The sequence below is a fragment of the Pseudotabrizicola sp. genome (genome assembly GCF_030684215.1).
Taxonomy (GTDB): domain Bacteria; phylum Pseudomonadota; class Alphaproteobacteria; order Rhodobacterales; family Rhodobacteraceae; genus Pseudotabrizicola.
Genome location: NZ_JAUXOV010000038.1, coordinates 98,190 through 110,195, shown reverse-complemented (window position 1 = coordinate 110,195; position 12,006 = coordinate 98,190). Strand labels below are relative to the sequence as shown.

11 protein-coding genes are annotated in these 12,006 nt (G+C 59.5%); 6 read left to right on the top strand and 5 right to left on the bottom strand.

From position 1 onward, the window contains the following. The first annotated feature begins 229 nt into the window (after nucleotides 1–229). On the top strand, nucleotides 230–436 hold the full coding sequence (locus Q8K08_RS06825; RefSeq protein WP_101922075.1) for a cold-shock protein: 207 nt from the start codon (nucleotides 230–232) through the stop codon (nucleotides 434–436). 95 nt (nucleotides 437–531) lie between these two features. On the opposite strand, the gene Q8K08_RS06820 is transcribed toward Q8K08_RS06825, so the two are convergent. After that, nucleotides 532–1,134: a LysE/ArgO family amino acid transporter gene (locus Q8K08_RS06820; RefSeq protein ID WP_305249593.1), complete on the bottom strand. Its 603-nt coding sequence runs from the start codon at nucleotides 1,132–1,134 to the stop codon at nucleotides 532–534. Between the two features lie 82 nt (nucleotides 1,135–1,216). Here Q8K08_RS06820 and Q8K08_RS06815 point away from each other — a divergent pair, with 82 nt between their 5' ends. The 5 genes from Q8K08_RS06815 (at nucleotide 1,217) to Q8K08_RS06795 (ending at nucleotide 5,362) form a co-directional block, all read left to right on the top strand. Then, nucleotides 1,217–2,104 (top strand): LysR family transcriptional regulator ArgP, encoded by an 888-nt coding sequence (locus Q8K08_RS06815; RefSeq protein ID WP_322573301.1) that lies wholly within the window; start codon nucleotides 1,217–1,219, stop codon nucleotides 2,102–2,104. A 46-nt stretch (nucleotides 2,105–2,150) separates the two neighbouring features. Next, nucleotides 2,151–3,047: a DMT family transporter gene (locus Q8K08_RS06810; RefSeq protein ID WP_305249675.1), complete on the top strand. Its 897-nt coding sequence runs from the start codon at nucleotides 2,151–2,153 to the stop codon at nucleotides 3,045–3,047. Between the two features lie 99 nt (nucleotides 3,048–3,146). Continuing rightward, complete coding sequence (locus Q8K08_RS06805) at nucleotides 3,147–4,613, top strand: DUF2793 domain-containing protein (protein ID WP_305249592.1); 1,467 nt, start codon at nucleotides 3,147–3,149, stop codon at nucleotides 4,611–4,613. A 10-nt stretch (nucleotides 4,614–4,623) separates the two neighbouring features. Next, entirely contained in the window at nucleotides 4,624–4,947 is a 324-nt protein-coding gene (locus tag Q8K08_RS06800; RefSeq protein WP_305249591.1) for a hypothetical protein, read from the top strand. Continuing rightward, a complete protein-coding gene (locus tag Q8K08_RS06795) occupies nucleotides 4,934–5,362 on the top strand; it encodes a hypothetical protein (RefSeq protein WP_305249590.1) in 429 nt (142 codons plus the stop codon). Before Q8K08_RS06800 ends, Q8K08_RS06795 begins: the two co-directional genes overlap by 14 nt. 116 nt (nucleotides 5,363–5,478) lie before the next feature. Here the strand turns inward: Q8K08_RS06795 and Q8K08_RS06790 are convergent, their stop codons facing one another. The 4 genes from Q8K08_RS06790 to Q8K08_RS06775 all read right to left on the bottom strand — a co-directional run bounded on the left by Q8K08_RS06790 (nucleotide 5,479) and on the right by Q8K08_RS06775 (nucleotide 11,958). Continuing rightward, a complete protein-coding gene (locus tag Q8K08_RS06790; protein WP_305249588.1) occupies nucleotides 5,479–6,705 on the bottom strand; it encodes a glycosyltransferase in 1,227 nt (408 codons plus the stop codon). Nucleotides 6,706–6,709: 4 nt separating this feature from the next. Next, nucleotides 6,710–8,029 carry a glycosyltransferase gene (locus Q8K08_RS06785; protein WP_305249587.1) on the bottom strand — a complete coding sequence of 440 codons (1,320 nt, stop codon included), beginning with the start codon at nucleotides 8,027–8,029 and terminating at the stop codon, nucleotides 6,710–6,712. 4 nt (nucleotides 8,030–8,033) lie between these two features. Beyond that, a complete protein-coding gene (locus Q8K08_RS06780; protein ID WP_305249586.1) occupies nucleotides 8,034–8,894 on the bottom strand; it encodes a sulfotransferase in 861 nt (286 codons plus the stop codon). A 142-nt stretch (nucleotides 8,895–9,036) separates the two neighbouring features. Next, complete coding sequence (locus tag Q8K08_RS06775; protein WP_305249585.1) at nucleotides 9,037–11,958, bottom strand: calcium-binding protein; 2,922 nt, start codon at nucleotides 11,956–11,958, stop codon at nucleotides 9,037–9,039. Nucleotides 11,959–12,006: the final 48 nt, after the last annotated feature.

The following is a 12,006-nucleotide window of genomic DNA, read 5'->3' as shown; positions in this document are numbered from 1 at the left end:
GGCCCTTCGGGGACTTTTCTTGGCGGAAGATGGCCGAAGATCGGGGGGCGGATCCCCGAGGCTGCAGACATGTGCCCTTGTAATTACGGCAAAAAGAGCGTAGGTTCGAAGGGCAAAGCTTCTTCTCTTTCGGTCTTCTGTCTGCTTCGGCCCACAGTCACACGATCTAGACGACTCTGGGCCGGGCCACCGCATGTTGTGGGTGGCGTATACTACAGGAGATCTCACGATGGCTAATGGCACCGTGAAATGGTTTAACGCAACCAAAGGCTTCGGTTTTATCGCGCCAGAAGGCGGCCAGAAAGACGTGTTCGTGCACATCACCGCGCTGGAACGCGCTGGTATCCGTGCCCTGAACGACGGTCAGGCTGTGACCTTCGATCTGGAGCGTGACCGCAATGGTCGCGAATCGGCAACCAACCTGGCTCTGGCCTGATTTATCAGGTCGAACCGTTCGGTTTGACATTTGAAGCGGGGGTAGCGCGAGCTGCCCCCGTTTTGCATTTGACGCCAAACGCTCCAGCGCCGCGTTCATGCGCCGAAGATCAACGCTGCTGCGATGATCCACATGGTCAGGCCCACAATCATCTCTAACCAGACCCAAGCCCTTGGGTTGGCAAAAAGTGGGGCCAAAAGGCGCGCGCCAAAGCCAAGGGCGGTGAAGAACGCAAAGCTGCCGGCAATGGCCCCGGTCGCGAAGATCCAGTGTTGTGGTGCATATTGCGCCGAAATCGCACCCAGCAGCACGACCGTATCCAGATACACATGCGGGTTGGCCCATGTCAGCACCAGCACGGTGGTTAAGGTGCGGCCAAGGCTGACCACGGTGCCGTGGGCAGGGCGCAGCGCCTCGCCGCCCCTGAGCGCGGCTTTGAAGCGCAATGCACCATAGACGATGAGAAATGCGGCCCCGGCGTAAAGCATTGCCGTGGTGATCCACGGCGCGAGGGTTGCGAGGGTGCCAAAGCCCGCGACCCCGGCGGCGATCAGCAGGGCATCAGACAGCGCGCAGGCCAGCACCACGAACAGCACATGTTCGCGCCGTAGACCCTGACGCAGAACAAAGGCGTTTTGCGCGCCGATGGCGGCAATCAGGGACAGGGCGGTGAAAAATCCGGCAAAGAGGGCGGTCATGGCTGGGCCTTTTCTGAGATAGCTTGACATAGCCCTTGGCGAACAGATTAATCCAGTTCATCTTTCTGATGATGGATAAGCTGTGCTGATCTTTGATCCCCTGCAACTGGCGGCGCTGGCGGCTGTGCATCGGCGCGGGTCATTCGATCTGGCCGCCGCCGATCTGGGGGTGACGCAATCGGCGGTGTCACAGCGGCTGCGCGGGCTGGAAGATCGGGCAGGGGCCCTGTTGATCCGGCGGGGCAGTCCAAGTGTAGCGACGGATGCAGGATTGCGGCTGATCCGGCATTTTGATGACATCGTTTTGCTGGAGCAGCAGGTTGCCGTGGATTTGCCGGGGGTGCAGGCGGGCAAGGTCGCCCTTCGGATCGCGGTGAATGCCGACAGTCTGGCGACTTGGGTGATGCCCGCGCTGGCGCAGGTGCCGGGTGTGCTGTTTGATCTGGTCATTGATGATCAGGATTTCAGCCAGGACTGGTTGCGGCGGGGTGAGGTGGTGGCGGCGGTGACCGCCCATGCTGGACCGTTGCAGGGCTGTGATACACTGCCGCTTGGGGCGCTGCGCTATATTGCGACCGCCAGCCCCGGCTATATGGATCGGTGCTTTCCTGCTGGCGTGACGGCCGAGGCGCTGGCCCATGCGCCCGCGCTGACGTTTTCGGACAAGGACAGGTTGCAGGCGCAGTGGGTGGCGGCACGGCGGCTGGGGCTGCGCGCCGGGTTTCCCAGTCACCGGATTGCGTCAACTCATGGCTTTGTGGATGCCTGTTTGCTGGGTCTGGGCTGGGGGTTGAACCCGGAGCCGCTGGTGGCCGCGCATCTGGCGGCGGGCCGTCTGGTCGAGATGGTGCCGGACTCGGCATATGATGTGGCGTTGCACTGGCAGTTTGCGCGGCTGACAGCCGGGGCGATCCGGCCCTTGACGCAGGCGATGCGGACTGCGGCGGGCCAGATGTTACGGATACAATAACGCGCTTGTCTCTGGCGTGGCAGGACCGCAGGGTATGGCGATGATCATGCCAAAAACCGATGCCCGCCCCCTGTCGGCAATTCTGTGGATGCTTGGCTCGGGCCTTTGTTTCGTGGGGGTAACCGGAATTGTGCGCTATTTGGGCACCGATCTGCCTGCGGTGCAATCTGCCTTTGTGCGCTTTGCGTGGGGGGCGGCGTTTCTGGCGCCCACCTTGATTGCGATGCTTCGGACGGGCGTGCCGGGCGTGCATGTCCGGCTGCATCTGGGGCGTGGTGTGGTGCATGTGGCGGCGGTGGTGTGCTGGTTTTATGCAATGGCACGCATTCCCGTGGCCGAGGTGACGGCGATTGGATATCTGAACCCGGTCTTGCTGACGCTGGGTACGGTGGTGTTCTTTGGCGAGCGGCTGGCCACGCGCCGGGTGGTCGCGATTGTGGTTGCATTGATCGGAGCGCTGATCATTTTGCGACCCGGCCTGCGTGAGGTGACAGACGGCCATCTGGCACAGGTTTTTGCGGCGGTGTTCTTTGCGGGTTCGTATCTGTTTGCCAAGCGTCTGGCCTCGCTTGCCAGTGCAGGGCAGATTGTGGCGATGCTATCTTTGGTGGTGACGCTGGCGTTGGCGCCGTTGGCCTATTGGGTCTGGGTGCCGATCAGCTTGTCACAACTGGCATGGCTGGCCGTGGTTGCGGCCTGTGCAACGGGTGGCCATTACTGCATGAGCCGCGCCTTTGCCGCCGCTCCGATTGCGGTGTCGCAACCCGTTGTGTTCTTGCAATTGGTCTGGGCCACGATCCTTGGATCGGCGGTGTTTGGCGAGGCGATTGACCCGTTCGTGCTTTTGGGCGGTGCGGTGATCGTGGGCGCGGTCAGTTTCATCGCATGGCGCGAGGCGGTTCTGGCGCGGCGGTCAACGCTTGGAGTGCCGGGGCCGATTTAGGGGCGTGTTGCGGTTCGGGCCGGACCAGCGCGCGGACGGGTCAGAGTGTATTGAGCAGTTCGAAGTAGCGTCCGTCTCAGCCCAATTGTGGAGATGACGATGCCCGATGACAGCCCGATTTTGTCGATGCCTTATATCCTGCCTGCTCAGGCACAGAAACATGTGACACATAACGAAGCCCTGCGCATTCTTGATGTGATCGTGCAAATGGTGGTTCAGGACCGAACGCGCACCGAACCACCTGCCACGCCGCTGGAAGGCGACCGGCATATCGTGGCAATGGCAGCGACAGGCGCATGGTCGGGGCAGGTCGGCAAGATTGCCTTGCGTGAGCATGGGCAATGGTCGTTCTTTGCGCCCTTGGCGGGGTGGCGGGCGCATGTTCTGGCGGAATCGCATCTGGTTACCTTTGATGGCACAGACTGGCGGTCAGCGGCGCAGCAGCCGCTGGAGGTGACGCAACTGGGGATCTCGGCGACAGCGGATCCTGTCAACCGTTTGTCTGTCAATGCGGCGGCAACATTGCTGAACCATGCAGGCGGCGGGCATCAGGTAAAGATAAACAAGGCTGCTGCGGTGGACACGGCCAGCCTGCTGTTTCAAAGCGGGTTTTCCGGGCATGCTGAAATGGGGCTGGCCGGGACCAATGATTTTGCGCTCAAGGTCAGCGCCGATGGGGCAAGCTGGACCGAGGCCTTGCGCACCGATGCCCTGTCGGGGCGGGTCAACCTGCCTGCGGGGGCATCGGTGCCAAATGGCAGTGCAGCGGTCCCGTCGGTCAGTTTTGTCGGTGATGGTGATATGGGGCTGTTTCGTCCTGCGGATGACCAGATCGGCATGGTTGCTGGCGGCGTGACGCGGGCGCTTTTGTCGGCTTCAGCGTTCCAGATTAGTGTGCCGGTTTCAGGATCAGCCGTGACGCAGAGCACGACTGACATTGCCGCCGGACGGCTGCTGAAGGTGGGGGATTATGGGCTGGGGGCATCTTCGGCAGTCTATGCGACAGACATCGACGCCATCACAGTCAACGGCGGGTATCGCCTGAGCACAGGGGCCTTTTCGACGGCCTCGCCTACACCGTCCTTGGGCGCGGGGTGGTATCTTGATCACAGGCAGTGGGACGGAAACACCGCGTTTCAAACGTTGGAGATTCCGAGCGGGGACCGTTTTTCCCGGCGCAAGACAGGCGGCACATGGCAGCCATGGCGTCGCAGATATAACGCGCAGACAATCGTTGGTGCGGTCAGTCATGCGGGCGGGGTGCCTGACGGGCGGATTGTCGAGCGCGGGGCCAACTCTAATGGTGACTATGTGCGCTTTGCCGATGGCACGCAAACATGCTGGCGCACATTGGCAGCTTCGTCGAGTGCGGGTGTCAACTGGACGTTTCCTGTCGCCTTTATTGTGGCCCCGGTTGTCACGGGCAATGCCTTTGCGGCGGTGCAATCCGTCGTGATGCTGGACGCGGCCCCAAGCGCCACTGCTGTCACGGTGTCGGCGCGTGGCACAAATGACGCCCGTCGCGCCGATGTAATGCACATTATGGCCATTGGTCGCTGGGTCTGAGGAGATGACGATGAAACTTACCCTTTCCCCGGTGCGTATGGACGTGCCTTTGACTGCCTCTGTCGTGGGCGATGTTCTGACCTTGAATGGTGAGGACTTTGATTTTTCGCCCTTGCCGGAGGGTGCCGTTCTGCCGCGCGATGCGGTGGATTGCGAATGGCTTGCTTCGGATGTGAAGCGGCACGCTGGCAGGTTGGAGATGACGCTTATTTTGCCGCACGGGGCAAATGCGCCATCTGACACGCTGTTTCCCACCCCGTTGGACGTTGAGGCGGACGGCGTGCTGGAGTTGCCGCTGTATGAAATTGAGGAGGTCTGCAATGTCGAAGATTGATTTCAAGCGCATTATTTCGGCGGATGAGGTGGAAACCGGCTTGCTGTTAGCGGCGCGTCAGGATGCTGTCCAGACTGTGACCAAAGCCGTCGAGGTGGCTATGGCACGGCACACTGCGCAGGTGCCCTTGGCGGAAATGCTGTCTTGGGGGGAAAAGGAACAGTCGGCCCGCGCCGTCTTGGCAGACCCGGATGCACAGCCGGATGCTCTGTTGATTTCCGAGGCTGCGTTTACGGACGAGACCGTTACGGATCTGGCCCTGCGCATCGTGAACACCGCCGAGACGCAGAGGGCTATGGTTGGCGCATTGACCGGATTGCGCCGCAAGGCGCTGGCCGAAATTGCGGCGGCCAAGGGGCCAGAGGCAATCGCCACTGTGCTGGAGGATGCCCGTCGCCGGATTGCCGCAGTCTAGCGCGTGTCGCATTCGATTTTATACCGCCCCCCGATTGCTTTGCCTTGGGGGGGCGGTGTGCGTGTCTGAACCCAAGCAAACGCGATGAAGCTTGGCTGGACCTGTGACAGCCCCTGTCAGGTGTTGGCACCTTTGGCGGCGGTCATCACACTCTGCGCCAGCCTGACCAGAGCATCCGACTGTTGCCGGTATGTGTGGACAGCAACCGGCGCCGGATGGGCATCTGGCGTATCAAGAACGCGGATGAGTTCTGCCTTTAGCCGGTTGGTCTGCTGGCCCAGCGGGATCAGGCGCAGTGGATCGGCCATAGGGTGATCAACGGTGCCACCGCTGTCGGTCTGGATCACGCGGATCCCGCGGGAGATTGCCTTGCGTATGGTAAGGCCAAATGTTTCTTTCCATTGCGAAAGAAACAAAAGGCAATCTATTCCGGCGAAGAAATCGTCGATCCGGTCTTGCGAAAAACGTGGGATGATGCGGGTTGTGCCATGCAGTTTGGACAGATCATGGCCGTCCCACCAGTTGCTCCAAGGGGAGCCATTGACGATGTGGAACTCAAAATCGTCGCGGCCCAGTTCCAGCATCGCGCGCCGCAACATAGGCCAGCCCTTTGCATCTGAAGGCCCCCCGAGATAGCCGAAGGTAAAGGGCTTGCCCGCTGCGCGATGCGCGGCCTGCTTTGCGGCGAAATCCGGGCCGGGGGGCTTGATGCCATTTTCCAGCACCACAGAGCGCGACGGATCACCAAGACCGGACCGAAGACACAGATCCATGGCGAAATGGGTAGGATAGGTGATCAGATCGCAGGACGCAGCCACCTGGCCCAGCATTGCGTTTCGGGCATGCGTGCGGGTCACATCGTCAACGCAGCCCCGGCAACGGTCAATCCTGATCGGATCCTGGCCGCAATACTGGCCGTTGGGGCGTATCATGAACTGGCGCTCGCAGACCCACCAGAAATCATGCACCGAAAGGACCACCGGAATCCCGGCCGCCTTGAGCGCGGCCAAGCTGGCGGCGCCAAGGTCTTGCACGCAATGCACATGTGCAATGTCTGGTTGCACGAATTGCACGATCTGGGAAACCCGTTCCGCAACGCGCGGATTTGACTCGATTTCCTGAATGGTCCGCGCCCAAGGCAGGTTGATCATGAAATGGGCCATGCCCTGCACTTCAACGCGCTGAATGGCATATGCCGGAAGATCCGGACGCGAGACGGAGGAAATCACAAAAACCTCGGCCCCGTGATGGGTACGAAGCGCGAAGGCGAGCTCTTCGGCAACCACGGTCGCCCCACCATAGGTGTAGGGTGTGAAGTGGACGTTCATCACAAGAATACGCATGCCGCTATTCCTTTACCCAGCCCACCAGTTCCGTATCTATGATTGGCTGCGACGCTCGGGCCGACCAAAGGTCTTCGAGGACAAGACGAGCGTTGCGCCCCATTTGGGCTGTGACAGCTTTATCGGTCGCCAGTGTCTCAAGCGCACCTGTCCAATCATCAGGCGTTGCCGCAATATACCCGGTCTTGCCGGGATTTATCATGGCGGCAAGGTCGCCTGTGGCGCTGACAATTGACGGAACACCCGCGGCGGCCGCGTCAATGACCCGGACCGCACTTTTGCAGCGGTTGAACAGATCATCAGCCAAGGGCATCACGGCCACATCGGCGCGGGCCAGGTGGCCAAGGTATGTTGCGTAATCGGAAAACGGTCGGGTTTCGATCTGGCTTTGCAGTTTTTCTGACAGCAGCTCTGACTGGAAATGCCCCAGGATAAGCAGCTTGCGGTTGGGGGCGGCACCCAAAAACGCCTCAACCTGCGGCGCGATGGTCTGGAAATCAGCCTCATGGCCCTGTGAACCAGAGGCAAAGCACAGGGTGAAACCGTCGGCGGCGGATTTTTCCGCAAAAGAAGACTGGAGTGCCGTTCTGCCCGCCTCCAGCGTCTCGCGGTCAGCAAAATTCCGGCGCACAAAGGCAGGTCGTGGTGACAGTGACATGGCGTGGTCGCGCAAGCCGGGGGTGGAAAAACTGAGGATATCGGCTGCATTCAGGATATCGAGGTAAAGCGGGGCCTGTGCCAGAAAATGCTGTTTCACTTCGGTCGGCAGGACGGCCATGTTGCCATAAGTGGCATAAGCCTCGACCGAGAACAGCGGGTCGTCGATATCGTAAAGCACCGGCAAGCGCAGGCGGCGGGCTTCATACAGATAGCTGGTGACGATATCGTGCCGCTGAAGCCGATACAGCATCAAATGTGTTGCAGCTTGCATAATAGCAATGCAACGCGGAATGTCTTCAAAATGGGCATACTGATAGTCAACTCCGACCGTGCCCCACAGCTCGGTCAGCTGTTCAATCCGGTATTTCTTGCATTGCTGAAGGTTCAGGTCGCCGATCATGGCGATCGTGCGCCGCCGCGTCAGCAATGCGGGGACCTTTTGAGTAGACATCGCATTTGCAACTGACATGTCCGACCAGAATTGAATGAGCGGAAACTGGTGGTTGAGAGCGGACACAGAGTTGTCATGTGCCGCCGCCCTCGCGCGCCGAAGAAAAGCCCAGCCCCGACGCCATGTCCCGACTGGTCCGTCGGTTTTCAGCACCCTGAAGAATGCGCGCACCGTTGCGCGGTTGAACAGGATTTCTCTGAGTTTTGCTGCCATGGTTTTACAGCCAGGTCTCTGGTGGATTTATTCCGGCATCACGCATTTCGTCTTTGATCCGATCAACATCTGTGCGGAACAGGTCTGGAAAGAAGTCCGGCATTGGCAGTGGGTCTGACTGATTGACCTTGTCGCGCAGAACCCACGGTGGATAGGCGGCCTCTTGCACACCGACAAAGTGTTCAATCTCGCGCAAAAAGCCAAGCGCATCGGTATGCTTTTCCGGCAGGAACATGAATTTGAGCTCGGGTCCGGTCAAACCAGATTGAAGTCGGCGGATGATCTCTCCGTATTCAGCATTATACCAGATATGCGGTTGGCGCAGATAGTCGCTGACTTGGTGGGGTGACCAATTTGGCAACTGATCCAGTTGCCCGTTATATGTCAGATCGAACTTCAGGTGGCTCCAAAGCCGGTGCAATGGATCGCGCAACAACAACAGCACCCGCAATTGCGCACAAGACGTTGCAATGTCCTTCCACGCCCATGCCGGAAGCTGGGCGTACAGGTTTGAGAAATCACATGACCAGCTCTGATCCTGCGGTGGACGGATGACTTCTGCATACCAATCATCATCCATCGGGCTGCGCAAATAGAGCGTAAGCCAGCGCGCATATTCGCGCATTTCCTCAATTCCGGTCTTATCACTCGTCAGTTCGTGAACGTAAAGGTTCTTGATCTGGGCAATTCGATGCACATCATTCAGGATAGACGAGTCGATATATTTGCGATGGAAATAGTGGACTTCTTTTTCAAGAGAGAAGTATAGATTTTTGTTAAACCGCAGCGCCCAGTACAGCCAAGTTGTGCCCGACTTCATTGCACCAGCGTTAATGAACAAATTTCCAAAGGGTGTTCGGGTCAATACGCTCTCCTGAATTCCAATCGTGCAAGCATTTGACCGCAGTCTGTGGCAGGGTCGGACGCAAGACAGGCCTTGTTACCCCGGTCTATACTGATCGCAAAGGATGGGGCAAGGGTGGAGAGCCGTGCCGTGCGGGTGACCGCTAGAAAACGAAATCGTCGCTTGAGAGCTGAGCGATTGTAAGGCCAGCCAAAACGACACTATGTCCTTGGCCAAGATCGATAAAGACGCCTTCGGCCGTGTCCGTCATGCGGGTGCTGCGCAGTTCGGTCCAACCGCCAGCGATTCCATATCCGTTGATAACGATGACTTCGCCAACCTGAGCCGGATTGAAATCCATGATGTGGTTGTTGCCACCGCCGTTCACATTGAAGCGGTCTGCCCCGTCTCCACCGTAAAGAATGTCATTGCCTTCCCCCCCGCGCAGCGTGTCATTCCCCGCCCCGCCATAGAGAACGTCGTCGCCCCAGGCTCCACTCAGATCATCATTTCCGTCCTCACCGTAGGCGGTATCATCACCTGTTCCGCAAAAGATAAAGTCGTCACCCGCAGCGCCATAGATCAAGTCGTTGTCCCAGCCGCCAAACATCCAGTCCTGACCGTTTCCGCCAAACAGAACGTCATCGCCTGCATTTCCAGAAACCACATTAAACCCCTGGCCACCAAAGATCGTGTCGTTGCCATCGTCACCGTGCAGAAGATCAGCACCGTCCCCGCCCTGGATCTGGTCGTTCCCGGCGCCGCCGTAAATTGTGTCAAAGCCTACGCCGCCAAACAACCAGTCATCGCCATCGCCGCCATAAATCGTGTCGTTGTTCCAACCGCCGAAGATCCAGTCTTGCTCTGATCCACCGTAAAGCAGGTCGTTCCCCGCATTGCCTGAGATCACATCAAAGCCCTGACCGCCATAGATGGTGTCGTCACCATCGTCGCCATGCAGGAAATCGGCCTGAAAGCCGCCTTCGATATAGTCGTTCCCGGCACCGCCGTAGATGGTATCAAAGCCTTCGTCACCAAACAGGCGGTCGTGACCCGCGCCACCATACAGCGTGTCGTTGTGCGGACCGCCGTAAAGCGTGTCGTCGCCGTCGTCACCGTGCAGCATGTCTGCGCCGTCGCCGCCATACAGCTGGTCGTTGGACGTTCCGCCAAACAGGCTGTCGCTGCCAGAGCCGCCAAAAAGCTGATCGTTGGCTGCCCCGCCGTAGAGGGTATCATTGCCCGCATCACCGTGGAGGGTGTCATTGCCATTTTCGCCGGTCAGATAGTCGTCGCCAACTCCGCCGAACAACAGGTCATGGTCGCGCCCGCCTTGCAAAGTATCGTTGCCCTCCTCGCCATACAGCGTGTCATTGCCAATACCTCCGAACAGCAGGTCATTTTCCGAGCCGCCGTTCATGAAATCATTGCCTTCACCGCCGTACAGATGATCGGCCCCTGCGCCACCATAGAGGGTGTCATCGCCGGGGCTTCCGGTAATGGTGTCATCGCCGCCTTCGCCAGAGACAGAGGCCGCCGTCAGGCCCAAAACCAAAGCATCGGCTGCGTCGGTGCCCTGCAGCGGCAGCGTGGTGCGAAAGTCACCAAGCCGGTCCACGGGCAAGACGATATGGTCAGAAAAGGTGGTCAGCGCCAGTGTTGCCCCATTCGCGCTGGTGATCTGGATGACGGTCGTGCCGATAGTCAGCACCACACCCGTGGCGGTTGACCGGATGGCAACCTGATCCAGACTGCGCAGCATCGGAAACAGGGTCAGGTCGAGCCTGTCCTGAGACGGGTCAAAATCTGTGATGTGGATGGTGCCGTCAACCGGAGAAAGTACAAAAATATCGGCGCCCGCGCCCCCCGTCAGGGAAACGGCCTGTCCGTTTGAGCCAAGCATGTCATCGCCTGCGCCGCCGACCAGTCTTGTCGTGCCTGTGCCCGCGATCAGCACATCGTTGCCCGCCGTCCCGTCAATCTGGCCCGTGCCACTGGTGCGTTCCACGCCAACCGTGCCGATGTCGAAATCAAGCCGGGTGACGCCCTCGCCATTTCCGCCCGAGACATAGACTGAAAGCGTTGTTCCGCTGCTGGACAGGGCGATTGCTCCGCCAGAATCGAGCGTGGTGTGCAGGCTGTCTACTTGTGTCGAAAGGTGCACAAGGCGGCCGTCTGGCAAAAGTGTAAAAAGCGAAAATCCGTTATCCGAACCGGCGACCACGACAAAGATGCGCCCGTCAATCTCGATGGCTTCCAGAACTGTGATGCCGCCAAAGCGGGTGGTGCGGGTATCGAGAATATGATCGACCACCACCAGTTCTGAGCCGACAAGGCGCAGAACGGCCAGCGATGAACTGCCCGATCCGGCGGCCAGCACAAAGCTTGTTCCGGCGCCAGTGGTGACGAGTGCGACCGAGGAAATCTCGGCCAGTCCAAGCCCGCTGATCTGAGGCAAGGCGCTGCGTAGGGTCAGACCTTCGTTTGCGGTGATGGTGTGGATATACAGCCCAGATCCGGTGGCCGTCAGCAGAACAGGCCCATCCGGAGTGATCGCAGCTGTCATGGTCGTTACGACAGCAGGCGTCGTGCCGGGCAGCGCCACATCGGCGGTTGGGGTAAATGTGCCATCGGTCCCCAACCGGAATGCCGTGATCCGGCCCGTGAGGGGGGCGGTTCCGAATACCAGTGTGCCACTGTCAAGCTGAAGCGATGTGACTTGCCGCAGATCGACCGGCAAGGCGCCGCCGCTTGCATAGCTGATCAAGCCCAAGAGATCACCCGCAGCATTCACCTGCAATACGCCCGACCGGCTGTTGGAAAGACCGAAAGGCACCGCAAGGGACATGGTCCCGGCGGTCAGCACCTCCAGTTGCGCAGTGGTCAAATACCCAAGCGAGCTGGGCAGGACCGCGCTGGACACAAGCCGCCCGTCCAGGTCATACACCAGCAGTCGTCCCCCACCCGCAGTCAGAGCGTAAAGTCGGGTTTGGCCGTTTATGATGACGATATCCAGATCCACAATCGCAGGGGACCCCCCCGCCTGCGCTGCACCGAAAACGGTGACAGACGTCAGTCTGACCATGTCGCACCCCACACATCCGCACACCCCTGTGCAGGGTTGATATTGGGG

What these genes read in the sequence shown, in the direction of transcription:
- Q8K08_RS06825 (WP_101922075.1), top strand. Translation starts at nt 230, where the DNA reads ATGGCTAATGGCACCGTGAAATGGTTTAACGCAACCAAAGGCTTCGGT.
- Q8K08_RS06820 (WP_305249593.1), bottom strand. Translation starts at nt 1,134, where the DNA reads ATGACCGCCCTCTTTGCCGGATTTTTCACCGCCCTGTCCCTGATTGCC.
- Q8K08_RS06810 (WP_305249675.1), top strand. Translation starts at nt 2,151, where the DNA reads ATGCCAAAAACCGATGCCCGCCCCCTGTCGGCAATTCTGTGGATGCTT.
- Q8K08_RS06805 (WP_305249592.1), top strand. Translation starts at nt 3,147, where the DNA reads ATGCCCGATGACAGCCCGATTTTGTCGATGCCTTATATCCTGCCTGCT.
- Q8K08_RS06800 (WP_305249591.1), top strand. Translation starts at nt 4,624, where the DNA reads ATGAAACTTACCCTTTCCCCGGTGCGTATGGACGTGCCTTTGACTGCC.
- Q8K08_RS06795 (WP_305249590.1), top strand. Translation starts at nt 4,934, where the DNA reads ATGTCGAAGATTGATTTCAAGCGCATTATTTCGGCGGATGAGGTGGAA.
- Q8K08_RS06790 (WP_305249588.1), bottom strand. Translation starts at nt 6,705, where the DNA reads ATGCGTATTCTTGTGATGAACGTCCACTTCACACCCTACACCTATGGT.
- Q8K08_RS06785 (WP_305249587.1), bottom strand. Translation starts at nt 8,029, where the DNA reads ATGGCAGCAAAACTCAGAGAAATCCTGTTCAACCGCGCAACGGTGCGC.
- Q8K08_RS06775 (WP_305249585.1), bottom strand. Translation starts at nt 11,958, where the DNA reads ATGGTCAGACTGACGTCTGTCACCGTTTTCGGTGCAGCGCAGGCGGGG.